Annotated in this window: 17 protein-coding genes and 1 tRNA gene; 16 read left to right on the forward strand and 2 right to left on the reverse strand. The window is 59.0% G+C overall.

What is annotated here, in order from left to right; all coding sequences use genetic code 11:
- Nucleotides 1-12: 12 nt before the first annotated feature.
- The gene (locus BUC40_RS11390) at nucleotides 13-483 is read right to left on the reverse strand and encodes a Dps family protein (protein WP_073265695.1); all 471 of its coding nucleotides are present in this window, start codon (nucleotides 481-483) and stop codon (nucleotides 13-15) included.
- A gap of 284 nt (nucleotides 484-767) precedes the next feature.
- Here BUC40_RS11390 and aspS point away from each other — a divergent pair, with 284 nt between their 5' ends.
- The 15 genes from aspS (at nucleotide 768) to BUC40_RS11465 (ending at nucleotide 12,888) form a co-directional block, all read left to right on the forward strand.
- Entirely contained in the window at nucleotides 768-2,543 is a 1,776-nt protein-coding gene (aspS, locus tag BUC40_RS11395) for an aspartate--tRNA ligase (RefSeq protein ID WP_073265697.1), read from the forward strand.
- Nucleotides 2,544-2,642: 99 nt separating this feature from the next.
- Nucleotides 2,643-3,389 carry a YebC/PmpR family DNA-binding transcriptional regulator gene (locus tag BUC40_RS11400; RefSeq protein WP_073265699.1) on the forward strand — a complete coding sequence of 249 codons (747 nt, stop codon included), beginning with the start codon at nucleotides 2,643-2,645 and terminating at the stop codon, nucleotides 3,387-3,389.
- 198 nt (nucleotides 3,390-3,587) lie between these two features.
- A complete protein-coding gene (gene ruvC / locus BUC40_RS11405) occupies nucleotides 3,588-4,112 on the forward strand; it encodes a crossover junction endodeoxyribonuclease RuvC (RefSeq protein WP_073265701.1) in 525 nt (174 codons plus the stop codon).
- A gap of 83 nt (nucleotides 4,113-4,195) precedes the next feature.
- A complete protein-coding gene (ruvA, locus tag BUC40_RS11410; RefSeq protein WP_073265703.1) occupies nucleotides 4,196-4,801 on the forward strand; it encodes a Holliday junction branch migration protein RuvA in 606 nt (201 codons plus the stop codon).
- On the forward strand, nucleotides 4,802-5,857 hold the full coding sequence (gene ruvB / locus BUC40_RS11415; RefSeq protein WP_073265705.1) for a Holliday junction branch migration DNA helicase RuvB: 1,056 nt from the start codon (nucleotides 4,802-4,804) through the stop codon (nucleotides 5,855-5,857).
- A 50-nt stretch (nucleotides 5,858-5,907) separates the two neighbouring features.
- Nucleotides 5,908-6,360: a tol-pal system-associated acyl-CoA thioesterase gene (gene ybgC / locus BUC40_RS11420; RefSeq protein ID WP_073265707.1), complete on the forward strand. Its 453-nt coding sequence runs from the start codon at nucleotides 5,908-5,910 to the stop codon at nucleotides 6,358-6,360.
- Between the two features lie 32 nt (nucleotides 6,361-6,392).
- Nucleotides 6,393-7,064, forward strand: a complete 672-nt coding sequence (gene tolQ / locus BUC40_RS11425; RefSeq protein WP_073266223.1) for a protein TolQ — start codon at nucleotides 6,393-6,395, stop codon at nucleotides 7,062-7,064.
- A gap of 33 nt (nucleotides 7,065-7,097) precedes the next feature.
- A complete protein-coding gene (gene tolR / locus BUC40_RS11430) occupies nucleotides 7,098-7,556 on the forward strand; it encodes a protein TolR (protein ID WP_073265709.1) in 459 nt (152 codons plus the stop codon).
- Complete coding sequence (gene tolA / locus BUC40_RS11435) at nucleotides 7,556-8,560, forward strand: cell envelope integrity protein TolA (RefSeq protein WP_073265711.1); 1,005 nt, start codon at nucleotides 7,556-7,558, stop codon at nucleotides 8,558-8,560. The genes tolR and tolA overlap by 1 nt, the downstream gene beginning before the upstream one ends.
- 26 nt (nucleotides 8,561-8,586) lie before the next feature.
- Nucleotides 8,587-9,858 carry a Tol-Pal system beta propeller repeat protein TolB gene (tolB, locus tag BUC40_RS11440; RefSeq protein WP_425272933.1) on the forward strand — a complete coding sequence of 424 codons (1,272 nt, stop codon included), beginning with the start codon at nucleotides 8,587-8,589 and terminating at the stop codon, nucleotides 9,856-9,858.
- 57 nt (nucleotides 9,859-9,915) lie between these two features.
- Entirely contained in the window at nucleotides 9,916-10,413 is a 498-nt protein-coding gene (gene pal / locus BUC40_RS11445) for a peptidoglycan-associated lipoprotein Pal (protein ID WP_070885435.1), read from the forward strand.
- A 6-nt stretch (nucleotides 10,414-10,419) separates the two neighbouring features.
- Entirely contained in the window at nucleotides 10,420-11,244 is an 825-nt protein-coding gene (ybgF, locus tag BUC40_RS11450; RefSeq protein WP_073265715.1) for a tol-pal system protein YbgF, read from the forward strand.
- Between the two features lie 184 nt (nucleotides 11,245-11,428).
- Complete coding sequence (gene queE, locus BUC40_RS11455; RefSeq protein ID WP_073266225.1) at nucleotides 11,429-12,076, forward strand: 7-carboxy-7-deazaguanine synthase QueE; 648 nt, start codon at nucleotides 11,429-11,431, stop codon at nucleotides 12,074-12,076.
- Nucleotide 12,077: 1 nt separating this feature from the next.
- On the forward strand, nucleotides 12,078-12,752 hold the full coding sequence (queC, locus tag BUC40_RS11460; RefSeq protein WP_073265717.1) for a 7-cyano-7-deazaguanine synthase QueC: 675 nt from the start codon (nucleotides 12,078-12,080) through the stop codon (nucleotides 12,750-12,752).
- 60 nt (nucleotides 12,753-12,812) lie between these two features.
- Nucleotides 12,813-12,888, forward strand: a tRNA-Lys gene (locus BUC40_RS11465).
- Nucleotides 12,889-13,009: 121 nt separating this feature from the next.
- Here the strand turns inward: BUC40_RS11465 and BUC40_RS11470 are convergent.
- Entirely contained in the window at nucleotides 13,010-14,029 is a 1,020-nt protein-coding gene (locus BUC40_RS11470; protein WP_073265719.1) for a branched-chain amino acid aminotransferase, read from the reverse strand.
- Nucleotides 14,030-14,410: 381 nt separating this feature from the next.
- Between BUC40_RS11470 and nadA the strand changes: the two genes are divergently transcribed.
- Nucleotides 14,411-15,469 carry a quinolinate synthase NadA gene (nadA, locus tag BUC40_RS11475; RefSeq protein ID WP_073265721.1) on the forward strand — a complete coding sequence of 353 codons (1,059 nt, stop codon included), beginning with the start codon at nucleotides 14,411-14,413 and terminating at the stop codon, nucleotides 15,467-15,469.
- Nucleotides 15,470-15,513 lie beyond the last annotated feature (44 nt).

Raw genomic sequence — 15,513 nt, forward strand, 5'->3', positions numbered from 1 at the left:
TTTTCAGCGCGATCAGGCAGCCAGAAGGCTGCGCAGCATCCACGCGGTTTTTTCGTGAACCTGCATGCGCTGAGTCAGCAGATCCGCAGTCGGCTCGTCGCTGACTTTGTCCAGCAACGGGAAGATGCCACGCGCGGTACGCACCACGGATTCCTGGCCTTGCACCAGCAGCTTGATCATTTCTTCAGCAGTTGGAATGCCTTCCTCTTCCTTGATTGAGGAAAGACGAGCATAGGCCGCATAGGTGCCTGGCGCCGGGAAGCCCAGGGCGCGAATGCGCTCGGCAATCTGATCGACAGCCAGAGCAAGTTCGGTGTATTGGCCTTCGAACATCAGGTGCAGGGTGTTGAACATCGGCCCGGTAACGTTCCAGTGGAAGTTATGGGTCTTCAGATACAGGGTGTAGGTGTCAGCGAGCAGGCGCGACAGGCCTTCAGCGATGGAGGCGCGATCCTGTTCGGCAATTCCGATATTGATTTCCATGGTTACTCTCCTGATTGGCCAATGGGTTAAGAGTCGATGACGAAAATCCTATCATGGCCGTTCGTCACATGCTCCGGGTTCGTCTCAATGACGGTCATGCTTGGAATCAATCACTGTCGGCCTTGTTCCGCTCTTTTGCAGCGGCGCTGGCGCATATCACGTGCTGCACCCTGTCAATAAAGGCTATATAATTTCGCCCTTTTCACGCGTGCGGCTCAGCTGCTTTGCCTAAATGGCAGGCGATGTCGACGAATTCAGAACCGATCAGAGAAGCGAACCCGATCATGATGCGCAGTCACTATTGCGGCCAGTTGAACGAAAGCCTGGATGGCCAGGAAATCTCCCTTTGCGGATGGGTTCACCGTCGCCGTGACCACGGTGGCGTGATCTTCCTTGATATCCGTGACCGTGAAGGTCTGGCTCAGGTGGTCTTCGACCCGGATCGTGCCGATACCTTCGCCAAGGCTGACCGTGTGCGCAGCGAGTACGTGGTCAAGATCACCGGCAAGGTACGCCTGCGTCCGGCCGGTGCGGTCAACGCCAACATGGCCAGCGGTGCCATCGAAGTGCTGGGCTATGAGCTGGAAGTGCTGAACGAAGCGGAAACCCCGCCGTTCCCGCTCAACGAATACTCCGACGTCGGCGAAGAAACTCGCCTGCGCTATCGCTTCATCGACCTGCGCCGTCCGGAAATGGCCGAGAAGCTCAAGCTGCGTTCGCGCATCACCTCGAGCATCCGTCGCTATCTGGACGAGAACGGCTTCCTCGACGTGGAAACGCCGATCCTCACTCGCGCTACGCCGGAAGGCGCGCGCGACTATCTGGTGCCGAGCCGTACCCACGCGGGTAGCTTCTTCGCGCTGCCGCAGTCGCCGCAGCTGTTCAAACAACTGCTGATGGTTGCCGGTTTCGACCGTTACTACCAGATTGCCAAGTGCTTCCGCGACGAAGATCTGCGCGCCGACCGTCAGCCGGAGTTCACCCAGATCGACATCGAGACCAGCTTCCTCGATGAAGCCGAAATCATGCACCTCACCGAGACCATGATTCGCAACCTGTTCAAGGAAGTGCTGGGCGTCGAGTTCGGTGAGCTGCCGCACATGACCCTGGCCGAAGCCATGCGTCGTTTCGGCTCCGACAAGCCGGACCTGCGTATTCCGATGGAGCTGGTTGACGTGGCCGATCAGCTCAAGGATGTCGACTTCAAGGTCTTCTCCGGCCCGGCCAACGACCCGAAAGGCCGTGTAGCTGCGTTGCGCGTTCCGGGTGGGGCGAGCATGCCGCGCAAGCAGATCGACGACTACACCAAGTTCGTCGGCAACTACGGGGCCAAGGGCCTGGCCTACATCAAGGTCAACGAGCGCGCCAAGGGTGTTGAAGGTCTGCAGTCGCCGATCGTCAAGAACATCGCCGAGCCGAACCTCAACACCATCCTCGACCGCGTTGGCGCCGTTGACGGTGACATCGTGTTCTTCGGCGCCGACAAGGCCAAGATCGTTAACGATGCCCTGGGTGCGCTGCGCATCAAGCTCGGCCATGATCTGAACCTGCTGACTGCCGAGTGGGCGCCGCTGTGGGTTGTCGACTTCCCGATGTTCGAAGAGAACGACGATGGCAGCCTGACCGCCATGCACCACCCGTTCACCTCGCCGAAGTGCAGCCCGGCCGAGCTGGAAGCCAACCCGGCCGACGCCCTGTCTCGTGCCTACGATCTGGTGCTAAACGGCACTGAGCTGGGTGGTGGTTCGATCCGTATTCACGACAAGGCCATGCAGCAGACCGTATTCCGTGTGCTGGGCATTAGCGAAGACGAGCAGCAGGAGAAGTTCGGCTTCCTGCTCGACGCGCTGAAGTATGGTGCGCCGCCCCATGGTGGCCTGGCCTTCGGCCTTGACCGTCTGGTAATGCTGATGACCGGCGCCAGCTCGATTCGTGAAGTGATCGCCTTCCCGAAAACCCAGAGCGCGGCCTGCGTCATGACTCAGGCGCCGGGTGTGGTGGATGGCAAGTCGCTGCGCGAATTGCACATCCGTCTGCGCGAGCAACCCAAGGCCGAATAAGCCGACACAAGAAGCCTGGTTATCCAGGCTTCTTCGTTATTGGACGGAGAGACTCGAACTCTCACACCTTCGTAACCAAGCAAAAAGTTGGAGTTGAATATGGCCGGTCATTCCAAATGGGCCAACATCAAGCACCGCAAAGGTCGCCAGGACGCCAAGCGCGGCAAGATCTTCACCAAGCTGATTCGTGAGCTGACCGTCGCTGCCAAGCACGGCGGGCCGATTCCGGCGGACAACCCGCGCCTGCGTTTGGCTGTCGACAAAGCGCTGACCAACAACATGTCGCGCGACGTGATTGATCGCGCCATCGCCCGTGGTGCTGGCAACAACGAAGCCGATAACGTCGTCGAGTTCAGTTACGAAGGTTACGCGCCTAGTGGCGTGGCGATTATCGTCGAGGTGATGACCGATAACCGCAATCGTACCGCTGCCGAAGTGCGTCATGCGTTCACCAAGTGCGGTGGCAACCTTGGCACCGATGGCTCTGTCGCCTATATGTTCGACCGCAAGGGGCAGATCAGCTTCGCCTCCGTTGATGAGGATGCGCTGATGGAAGCGGCCCTGGAAGCAGGCGCCGATGATGTGGAGATGGGCGAGGAGGGCGCCGCTTTAGTGTCGACCAGCTTTACCGAATTCCACGCCGTCAACGAAGCCTTGGCTGCGGCCGGTTTCAAGGCCGAGGAGGCGGAGATTGCCATGATCCCCTCGATCATTGCGCCGATTACCGATCTGGAAACCGCGCAAAAAGTCTTCAAGCTCATCGACATGCTCGAAGACCTGGACGACGTGCAGAACGTCTACCACAACGCCGAAGTCTCGGACGAGATCATGGAACAGCTCGGCTGATCCATATAAAAGGTACCGAAGCCGGAAGTCGCTTGAGGCGCTTCCGGCTTTTTTATGTCCAGCGTACGGGTTCGCATAAACGCCTCGCTGTGAGCCTGCTCTGGAATCCCGAGGATGACGGCGCGGCATTGACGACCCTATACTCGCGCCTGGATAAATAGACAGTGTGGCGACGCAAGCCACTGGTGGATAAAAGGCATGACGCTGATTCTGGGAATCGACCCCGGCTCCCGCATTACCGGTTACGGCGTGATTCGCGATACCGGGCGCACCTGTGAATATGTGGCGTCAGGCTGTATTCGAACGGGCAACGGGCCGCTGCCGGAGCGCCTGCAGATCGTCTTTCGCGGCGTCAGTGAGGTGATCAGCACCTTCGGGCCGGTGACCATGGGCATTGAGCAGGTCTTTATGGCGCGTAACGCGGATTCGGCGCTGAAACTCGGCCAGGCCCGCGGCGCCGCTATCGTCGCTGCCATGGAAGCCGGTCTGGAAATCAGTGAGTACACCGCAACCCAGGTCAAGCAGGCGGTGGTCGGCACGGGCGGTGCCGATAAAGAGCAGGTGCAGATGATGGTCATGCATCTGCTCAAGCTGGTGCAGAAGCCGCAGATCGACGCTTCGGATGCGCTGGGTATCGCTCTGTGTCATGCCCATCATCGACAGAGCCTGATTCCCCATGGGCTGGCCAGCGCCAAACGGCGTGGTGGGCGGCTTCGTTTATAAGTAGCTGTCATGCGCTCTGCTGTTTGCATGGCTGCGCACGTGACGCCGAACAGTATTGAACCTTCTACTTGAGGAATGCGCCGGTGATCGGACGTTTACGCGGCACCCTGGCGGAAAAGCAGCCGCCACATTTGATTCTGGATGTGAATGGTCTGGGCTATGAGCTGGAAGTCCCCATGACCACGTTGTACCGTTTGCCCCCCGTGGGTGAGCCGCTGACGCTGCATACCCATCTGGTGGTGCGTGAAGATGCTCACCTGCTGTATGGCTTTTTCGAGAAGCGTGAGCGTCAGCTATTTCGCGAGTTGATTCGCCTCAATGGGGTGGGGCCCAAGTTGGCGCTGGCGTTGATGTCCGGCTTGGAAGTGGACGAACTGGTGCGTTGCGTGCAGGTACAGGACACGGCTGCGTTGGTGAAGATTCCAGGTGTTGGCAAGAAAACCGCTGAGCGGCTGCTGGTAGAGCTCAAGGATCGTTTCAAAGCTTGGGAGGCGGTACCTGGCATGGCGCCACTAGTGGTTGAACCTCGCGCAGGGGGCGCAGTCTCAAACGCGGAGAATGATGCGGTCAGCGCACTTATCTCTCTGGGTTACAAACCTCAGGAAGCCAGCCGTGCCGTTTCGGCGATCAAAGAAGATGGGTTGAGTAGTGAAGACATGATTCGTCGCGCGCTGAAGGGAATGCTGTAAATGCTCGAAGCAGACAGGCTGGTCACGGCAAGTGGTCGCGACCGCGAAGAGCAGGTCGACCGCGCCATTCGCCCGCTGAAACTGGCCGAATACATTGGTCAGCCCGTCGTGCGCGAGCAGATGGAGTTGTTCATCCAGGCAGCCCGCGGCCGCAAGGAATCTCTCGATCACACGCTGATCTTCGGCCCGCCGGGTCTGGGCAAAACCACCCTGGCCAATATCATCGCCCAGGAAATGAACGTTTCCATCAAGAGTACCTCGGGTCCAGTGCTCGAGCGGCCGGGTGATCTGGCCGCGCTGCTAACCAATCTTGAGCCTGGCGATGTGTTGTTTATCGACGAGATCCACCGCCTTTCACCCATAGTGGAAGAAGTGCTGTATCCGGCGATGGAAGATTTTCAGCTCGACATCATGATCGGCGAGGGGCCCGCCGCCCGCTCGATCAAGCTCGACCTACCGCCGTTTACCCTCGTTGGCGCGACCACTCGAGCAGGCATGCTGACCAATCCGCTGCGCGATCGCTTTGGTATCGTGCAGCGCCTTGAGTTTTATAACACCGAAGACCTGGCCACCATTATCATGCGCGCGGCCGGCATCCTAGGTTTACCCATCGAGCCAGAGGGCGCGTTCGAGATTGCTCGCCGGGCTCGCGGCACGCCGCGTATCGCCAACCGCTTGCTGCGCCGTGTGCGCGACTTCGCGGAAGTACGCGGGCAGGGCGATATCACCCGGCAGATTGCCGACTTGGCGTTGAACCTGCTGGATGTCGACGAGCGCGGTTTCGATCATCAGGATCGCCGCCTGCTGTTGACCATGATCGAGAAATTCGATGGCGGCCCAGTCGGCGTTGACAGCCTCGCTGCAGCCATTAGCGAAGAACGCCACACCATCGAAGATGTGCTCGAGCCCTACCTTATTCAGCAGGGGTACATCATGCGCACGCCGCGAGGCCGTGTGGTTACCCGGCATGCCTATTTGCACTTCGGCCTCAACCTACCGAAACGCATGGACGAGCGACCTACGCTTGACCTGTTCACCGATGGAGAAGGGCAATGAAAAAAATACTTGCCTGCCTGATTGGCAAGACACGGGGCTGGCACTAGAGTATGCGCGCGCAAAACGGAGTTCAGCCGTTCGCCCATCGCTGTCGTGTCTATTACGAAGATACCGATGCTGGCGGAGTCGTTTATTACGTCAACTACCTCAAGTTCATGGAGCGGGCTCGCACCGAGAGGCTGCGCGAATTGGGTTTTGCCCAGTCGACGCTGGCCGGTGAGGGGCTGTTGTTCGTTGTCCATTCCAGCGAGGCGCGCTATCACGCGCCGGCGCGATTGGATGACGAGTTGTCTGTCAGTGCTGAAGTGCTTGAGTTGAACCGTGCCAGCCTACGCTTTCGTCAACAGGTGAGGCGGGTTGCGGATAATGCGCTGCTCTGTGAAGGGCAGTTTCTGGTGGCCTGTGTGCGCGCCGATAATTTCAAACCCCGGGCCATGCCCTTGCCTCTGCGAACAGCGTTCGCCGAGCAGGGCGGTGCCGGTACATCTACTGCAGGAGATTAAGCGTGGAAGCCAACGCAAATGCCGTTGACCACATGTCGATGTGGAGTCTGATCAGCAACGCCAGCCTGGTGGTGCAGTTGGTAATGCTCACCCTGGTGGCCGCATCGGTCATGTCGTGGGTGATGATTTTCCAGCGCAGTAATTTCCTGCGCAGCGCCAAGCGCTCGCTGGATAACTTCGAGGAGCGTTTCTGGTCGGGTATCGACCTGTCCAAGCTCTATCGCCAGGCTGGCAGCAACCCGGATCCTGATTCGGGCCTGGAGCAGATCTTTCGCGCCGGTTTCAAGGAGTTCTCTCGTCTGCGTCAGCAGCCGGGTATGGATCCCGATGCCGTGATGGACGGCGTGGCGCGCTCCATGCGAGTTGCTATCTCCCGTGAGGAAGAGAAGCTCGAGCAGAGCTTGCCGTTCCTCGCCACCGTCGGCTCCACCAGTCCGTACATCGGCCTGTTCGGTACCGTTTGGGGGATCATGAACTCCTTTCGCGGCCTGGCTCAGGTGCAGCAGGCGACGCTCGCGACCGTTGCTCCCGGCATTGCCGAGGCGCTGATCGCTACAGCCATCGGCCTGTTCGCGGCGATTCCTGCCGTTATCGCCTACAACCGCTTCTCTGCCCGCGGTGAAATGCTGATCTCGCGCTACTACATGTTCGCCGACGAATTCCAGGCGATCCTGCACCGCAAAGTACACAGCAGCGAAGAATAAGCTTCCGGCGCACTCAATACAGGTTTTAAAACCATGGCCAGAGCCAGAATTCGCAACAGACGCAAGCCCGTCGCCGAGATGAACGTGGTGCCCTACATCGACGTGATGTTGGTGCTGCTGGTCATCTTCATGGTGACGGCGCCGATGCTCAACCAGGGGGTCAAGGTCGACCTGCCGCAGGTCAGCAGTGAAGTGCTGCCCCAGGACAATGACTCCAAGGTGCTGACGATCTCCATCAAGTCCGATAAGTCCTATTACTGGAACATGGGCACCGAAGTGGATACCGACACCGTTCAGGATCGCGCGCTGACGCTGGAAGAGATGACCCGCGCCGTGACTGCGATCATCAACCAGACACGTAGCCAGGGTAAGCAGGTACAGGTGTTCGTGCGTGGCGACAAGGCCGTCGACTACGGCACCGTGATGTCCGCCATGGGCGGTCTGCAGCAGGCAGGCGTTGGTAACGTCGGCCTGATCACCGAGGCGCCCTGATGCAGCAGCGTGAACGCTCACCTTCGGAAAGCCTGTTCTGGCCGGTGGTCTGGGCCGTAGGGCTGCACGTGCTGATGTTCGGCATGCTGTTCGTCAGCTTCGCCTTCGCGCCCGACCTGCCGCCAGCAAAACCGATTGTGCAGGCTACCCTGTACCAACTGAAGTCGCAGAGTCAGGCCACTACCCAGACCAATCAGAAGATTGCTGGCGAGGCCAAGAAGACCGCTGCGCCGCAATACGAGACCGAGCAGCTCGAGCAGAAGAAGGCCGAGGCGGCAGCACAGGCCAAGGCTGAAGCGCAGAAGCAGCAGGCTGCTAAAGCGGCGGAACAAAAGAAAGCGGAAGAGGCTCAAAAAGCCGATGCAGCCAAGAAGGCCGAAGCAGATGCCGCAGCCAAGGCTGCCGAGCAGAAGAGGCTCGCTGATGTAGCCAAGGCGAAAGCTGCGCTGGAGGCCGACAAGAAGAAGGCCGCCGAAGCCGAGGCGAAGAAGAAAGCCGCTGAGGACGCCAAGAAAAAGGCAGCCGAAGAGGCGAAGAAAAAAGCAGCAGCCGATGCCGCTAAAAAGAAAGCCGCCGAAGATGCCAAGAAAAAGGCAGCGCAGGCAGCAGAGCGTAAAGCGGTAGAGGACAAGAAAGCGGCGGCATTGGCCGAGCTGCTTTCCGACGATACCGAGCGTCAGCAGGCACTGGCTGAAACGCAGGGTGATCAGACGGCAGGTAACTTCGATGACCTTATTCGTATGCGTGCTGCGGAGGGTTGGTCGCGACCACCAGGTGCCAATAGCAGCATGCGGGTCGTTTTGCAGATAAATATGTTGCCCGATGGCACCATTACCAACGTGAGCATTGCCAGCTCGAGTGGTAACGGACCATTTGACAGTTCGGCGGTAGCGGCGGTCAAGAATATTGGTCGTCTAGTTGAAATGCAGGGTCTGAGCGCTGCGGACTTCAATCCTTATCGCTCATTCAAGATGACCTTCACCCCTGAGGACTTAGCGTTGTGATCAAGATTCTTAGAAGCTCTCTACTGATGCTCCTCTGTGTGGCCTCCGTGGCGATCGCGCAGGAAAAGAACATTCTGGTTAGCAGCGGCGCTGATCGAGCGATTCCAATCGCCGTGGTGCCGTTCGGCTGGCAGGGCGGCAATGTGCTGCCGGAAGACATTTCCACCATAGTCGGTAACGATCTGCGCAACTCCGGCGTATTCGAGCCGATCCCGCGCCAGAACATGATCAGCCTGCCAACTCAGGGCAGCGAAGTGATCTACCGCGACTGGAAAGCGCTCGGTGCACAATACGTACTGGTCGGTAACATCGTGCCCAACGGTGCGCGACTGCAAGTGCAGTTCGCCCTGTTCAACGTGGCAACCGAACAACAAGTGCTGACCGGCACTGTGGGGGGCGGTACTGATCAGTTGCGCGATATGGCTCACCACATCGCTGACCAGTCGTTCGAGAAACTCACCGGCGTCAAAGGTGCGTTCTCCACTCGTATGTTGTACGTCACTGCAGAGCGTTTCGGTGTAAACAACACCCGTTACACCCTGCAGCGCTCCGACTATGACGGCGCCCGCGCAGTTACCCTGCTGCAATCTCGTGAGCCGATCCTGTCGCCGTCTTTCGCGTCCGATGGCAAGCGCATCGCCTATGTATCGTTCGAGCAAAAGCGCCCACGTATCTTCGTGCAGCACATTGATACTGGCCGTCGTGAACAGGTCACCAACTTCGAAGGCCTGAACGGCGCTCCGGCCTGGTCGCCGGATGGCACCAAGCTCGCCTTCACGCTGTCGCGTGATGGCAACCCGGAAATCTATGTAATGGATATGGGGTCGCGTAACCTGCGCCGCATTACCAACCATTCGGCTATTGATACCGAACCGTTCTGGGGTAAGGATGGCCAAACCATCTATTTCACCTCCGACCGTTCCGGCAAACCACAGATTTATAAGACCAACATCAATTCTGGTGCGGTCGATCGAGTGACCTTCGTCGGTAACTACAATGCCAACCCTAAATTGTCCGCCGACGAAAAAACCCTGGTAATGATTCATCGCCAGGATGGTTACACCGTGTTCAAGGTAGCGGCTCAGGACCTTGAGCGGGGCAATCTGCGAATTCTTTCAGACACAAGTTTGGATGAGTCGCCTACTGTTGCGCCCAATGGCACCATGGTAATCTACGCTACCCGCCAGCAGGGGCGGGGAGTCCTGATGTTAGCGTCCACTAATGGTCGCGTTAGGCTCCCTCTACCTACCGCTCAAGGCGAAGTTCGAGAGCCATCCTGGTCCCCCTTCCTGAACTGATGCGCGGTGCTTTACCTGTTTGATGCTTAACACACTGGGGTTCATTAGGAGTTACACATGGAAATGCTGAAATTTGGCAAGTTTGCTGCACTGAGCCTGGCTCTCGCCGTGGCTGTTGGCTGTTCCTCCAAAGGCGGTGACACCGCTGGCGAAGGCGCTGTAGATCCGAACGCTGGCTACGGTGCAAACACCGGCGCTGTTGACGGTAGCCTGAGTGAAGAAGCCGCTCTGCGCGCTATCACCACTTTCTACTTCGAATACGACAGCTCTGACCTGAAGCCGGAAGCCATGCGCGCTCTGGACGTTCACGCCAAGGATCTGAAAGGCAATGGCGCTCGCGTCGTCCTGGAAGGCCACGCTGACGAGCGCGGTACCCGCGAATACAACATGGCTCTGGGCGAGCGTCGTGCCAAGGCCGTTCAACGCTACCTGGTTCTGCAGGGCGTTTCCCCAGCTCAGCTGGAAGTTGTTTCCTACGGTGAAGAGCGTCCTGTTGCCACTGGCAACGACGAGCAATCCTGGGCTCAGAACCGTCGCGTCGAACTGCGTAAGTAATTCGATATGCGAACGTGCCGACGTGTAGTAACCGTTTTGGCTCTGAGCCTGCCGCTTGCGGCTTGGGCTCAGGTTCCCGTTCAGGATGGCAGTACCGGCAACGGTAGTGGTTATCCGGCAGGCGGTGGCGGCACGTCCGGCGCCTACGCTGGAGGTGGAGTGCAAACTCCATCTACAGCGCAGGGCATGCTGTTCAGTCAGCTCCAGCAGATGCAGCAGGAAATTGCGCAACTGCGTGGCATGCTCGAAGAGCAGCAGAACGATATTCAGCGTTTGAAACAGGAAGGTCTGGAGCGTTATCAGGACCTCGACAAACGTCTGAGTAGTGGGGCCGCCGCTGGCGTAGCCGCCACCCAGAATTCTTCAGCCGCGGGTGCCAGTAATGGTGCCGGTGGCGCATCCGCAGGTTCAGGTGACGCAGGGCAGGCGCAAGCCTCCAGCGAGCCTGGTGATCCTGCGAAGGAAAAGCTGTTCTACGACGCAGCTTTCGATCTGATCAAAGCAAAGGACTTCGACAAAGCCAGTCAGGCTTTTGCCGCCTTTCTGCGTCGTTATCCCAATAGCCAGTACGCGGGTAACGCTCAATACTGGTTGGGTGAGGTAAACCTTGCCAAAGGCGATCTGCAAGGCGCTGGCCAGGCATTCGCCAAGGTCAGTCAGGCCTACCCGCAGCACTCCAAAGTACCGGATTCGCTGTACAAGCTGGCCGATGTAGAAATTCGCATGGGTAATAACGACAAGGCCAAAGGTATTCTGCAGCAGGTCATTGCGCAGTACCCAGGCACCTCTGCAGCCCAGCTGGCGCAGCGCGATTTGCAACGTATCCGCTAGTTTTGCCTTCGTCAGAGAAACCCGCGCTTGCCGCGGGTTTTTTGTGTCTGCGATTTGTGAGGGCTATGCGTTCTGTCGCCGTTAAGTCCAAAGATGCCTGCCCGGCATTCTTTTCGTTTAGAATCGCCGTCCTTTTTCGCAACGGAGGCGGATGGCCTGTTTCGCCGTCACGCCCGTGGCCCATATGAAAGATACCCTGCGCATTACCGAGATTTTCTTCTCGCTGCAGGGGGAAGCGCGTACCGCTGGCTTGCCAACGGTATTCGTACGCCTGACTGGCTGCCCCCTGCGCTGTCAATACTGCGATACCGCCTACGCATTCAGCGGTGGTGAGTTGCTCAGCCTGGAGACCATCCTCGAGCGAGTAGCGAGCTACCGGCCGCGGTATATCTGCGTCACCGGCGGCGAGCCGCTGGCGCAGCCAAATTGCATCCCCTTGCTCGAAAAGCTTTGCGACGCCGGCTACGAGGTTTCCCTGGAAACCAGTGGTGCCCTTGACGTTTCGGCTGTGGATCCGCGGGTCAGCAAGGTCGTGGATCTGAAAACACCGGGCTCGGCCGAGATGGGGCGCAATCGCTACGAGAATATCGAGCATCTGCAACCGCATGATCAGGTCAAGTTCGTGATCTGCTCGCGCGAAGATTACGACTGGTCAGTGAGCAAGGTCATCCAGTACGGCCTGGCTGAGCGTGTGGACGAGGTATTGTTCTCACCCAGTCACGGGCAGGTCAGTGGCCGACAGTTGGCCGAGTGGGTGATTGCCGACAACCTGCCGGTACGCATGCAGTTGCAGCTGCACAAGATTCTTTGGAACGACGAGCCGGGGCACTGACATGAGTGAAAAGAAAGCGGTCATCCTGCTGTCGGGTGGTCTCGATTCGGCCACCGTCGTGGCGATGGCGAAAGAGCAGGGCTACAGCTGCTACAGCATGAGTTTCGACTACGGGCAACGGCACCGCTCCGAGCTGCAGGCGGCCGAGCGTGTCGCGCGTCAGTTGGGTGTGGTCGAGCACAAGGTCATTGGCATGAACCTCGGTGGTATCGGTGGCTCAGCGTTGACCGACGACAGCATCGACGTACCGCAAGCTCCGACCACGGGTATTCCGGTTACCTACGTGCCCGCTCGCAATACCGTGTTTCTGTCGCTGGCCCTGGGTTGGGCCGAGGTGCTGGGCGCGCAGGACATCTTCATTGGCGTCAACGCTGTCGACTATTCGGGTTACCCGGACTGCCGGCCAGAATTCGTAGAGGCCTTTGAGCGCATGGCCAACCTGGCCACCAAGATGGGCGTGGAAGGCCAGTCCCTTCGCATCCAGGCTCCGTTGCAGATGATGAGCAAGGCCGAGATCGTGCAGGCAGGTTCGCGTCTGGGTGTGGATTACGGGCTCACCGTGTCCTGCTACCTTGCGGACGCTGATGGCCGAGCCTGTGGCAAGTGCGACAGCTGCCGGTTGCGGGCGGCCGGGTTCGCCGCCGCTGGTATGGCTGATCCAACGCGCTATCAGTAAAAAATTTTTTGGCGGGTGTTGAATTCCTGAATAAAATCAGTATCATGCCGCTCGCACCACGGGTCGTTAGCTCAGTTGGTAGAGCAGTTGGCTTTTAACCAATTGGTCGTAGGTTCGAATCCTACACGACCCACCACATCAAGCCTTCCAGGCGAAGGCGCATTAAAAAGCCCGAATCTCTAGAGATGTTCGGGCTTTTTAGTTTCCGTTGTCGCAAGGCTGAGCTGGCAGCTCTTGAGAGCTGCCAGCAAGCTGATTTACACCTTGACGATCCAGCCTTCCGGCGCCTCGACGTCACCGGCCTGAACGCCAGTGAGTTCGGCATACAGGCGGCTGACCACCGGGCCTACTTCGGTCTCGCTGTAGAACACATGCAGCTTGCCGTTGTACTCGATGCCGCCGATCGGCGTGATCACTGCTGCGGTGCCGCAGGCGCCGGCCTCCTTGAAGTCGCTCAGGTTATCGATGAGCACATCGCCTTCGATGACTTTCAGGCCGAGGCGGCGCTGGGCCAGTTCGATCAGCGATAGGCGAGTGATACCCGGCAATACCGATGGCGATTTAGGGGTAACGAACTCGTCGTTATGGGTAATGGCGAAGAAGTTCGCCGAGCCCACTTCCTCGATTTTGGTGTGGGTCTGCGGATCGAGGTAGATGCAGTCGGCGAAGTTGTTCTTCTTGGCCTGCGAACCAGGCATCAGGCTGGCTGCGTAGTTACCACCGACCTTGGCTGCACCGGTGCCCTGAGGTGCGGCGCGGTCGTAGCTGGAAATCACGAAGTTGTTCGGCTTCATGCCGCCCTTGAAGTACGGGCCGACCGGGATGCAGAACACCGAGAAGATGAACTCGGGTGCGGTGCGCACGCCGATGTTGTCACCAACGCCAATCACGAACGGGCGCAGATACAGCGCGCCACCCGAGCCATATGGCGGGATGAAGCGTTCGTTGGCCTTGACCACCTGTTTGCAGGCTTCGATGAACTGCTCGTTCGACGGCGCCGGCATCAGCAGGCGTGCGCAGCTACGCTGCATGCGCAGGGCGTTCTGATCAGGGCGGAACAGGTTGATCGAGCCGTCTTTGCAGCGGTAGGCCTTGAGACCTTCGAAGCACTGCTGGCCGTAGTGCAGGGCAGTCGAGCCTTCGCTGATGTGCAGCACGTTGTCTTCGGTCAGCTTGCCCTGGTCCCACTCACCGTCGCGCCAGTGCGACAGGTAACGCTGGTCGGTCTTGATGTAGTCGAAACCCAGCTTGTCCCATTCGATGTTTTCGTAAGCCATGACATCCTCAATCGCTGAACGGCCACTGCGGGGCGCGCGTATGTCCGTTAATTTCTCAGGGTGATCGTTTCATTCATGCCCAGGCGTATTGCCGCTTGTGCATGTCAGGTAATAAAGGGTGGCTGCGCTGTTCATCGGTGGCCGATGACAGCATCCGTGGCGCTGATGATGCGGTGGATTATCGCTGCGATCAACCGGTGTCGCGCCAGCAAGCGGGCGAGATTGAAAAAACTTCGCTGATGCCCTTACCATGCGCGCCCGCACATAGCCCGCGCCGCCCTTCGTTTGGCGCGCAGCGGCAGTGCGAGGACCGACCGGCGCAGGGCGTCTGGCGGTATACTCCTCGTCCCGTGCAGATAGACCTCGATAGGGCCTGATGACATGACGCAGATTGCCGAACGACTTCTTGTCCAGGCTCACCTCGATGCCAAGCAGCCAGAGACGCTGACGGCTGAGCAGGAAGCGTTCTACCGTGATGAGATTGCGAAAGAACTGAAGCGCCAGAATGCCGTTCTGGTTGCCCACTATTACTGCGACCCCGTGCTGCAGGCGCTGGCCGAAGAAACCGGCGGCTGCGTGTCCGACTCTCTGGAGATGGCGCGCTTCGGCAATCAGCATTCGGCGCAGACCGTGCTGGTCGCCGGCGTCAAGTTCATGGGCGAGACCGCCAAGATCCTCAATCCGGAAAAGCGTGTGCTGATGCCGACGCTGGAGGCGACCTGCTCTCTGGATCTGGGTTGCCCGGTCGATGAGTTCGCGACGTTCTGTGATCAGCATCCGCAGCGCACCGTGGTGGTGTACGCCAATACCTCGGCCGCCGTGAAAGCGCGTGCTGACTGGGTGGTGACATCCAGTTGCGCTGTGGAGATCGTCGAGCACCTGATGGACAACGGCGAGAGCATCATCTGGGCGCCGGATCAGCACCTTGGTCTATATATCCAGAACAAGACCGGCGCCGATATGCTGCTCTGGGACGGTGCCTGCATCGTTCACGAAGAGTTCAAGGCGCGGCAGCTGGAAGAGATGAAGGCGCTGTACCCCGAGGCTGCGGTGTTGGTGCACCCCGAGTCACCGACGGCGGTGATCGATCTGGCTGATGCGGTCGGTTCGACCAGCCAGCTGATCGCCGCCGCCCAGCGCATGCCGAACAAGACCTTTATCGTCGCGACCGACCGCGGCATCTTCTACAAGATGCAGCAGCTGTGCCCGGATAAGGAATTCGTGGCGGCGCCTACCGCTGGTAACGGCGCGGCCTGCCGTAGCTGCGCCAACTGCCCGTGGATGGCCATGAACACGCTGCAGCGCACGCTGCAGTGCCTGCGCGAAGGTAGCAACGAGGTGTTTGTGGATCCGGCGTTGATTCCGCGCGCTATCAAGCCGCTCCAGCGCATGCTGGACTTCACCCAGGCTGCCCGCCTGAAACTGGCCGGCAACGCCTGATCGCCGAGCCCGAAACGCTAATCAGCCGGTAGCGTTTCGGGCCG

The organism is Phytopseudomonas punonensis, from assembly GCF_900142655.1.
Classification (GTDB): domain Bacteria; phylum Pseudomonadota; class Gammaproteobacteria; order Pseudomonadales; family Pseudomonadaceae; genus Aquipseudomonas; species Aquipseudomonas punonensis.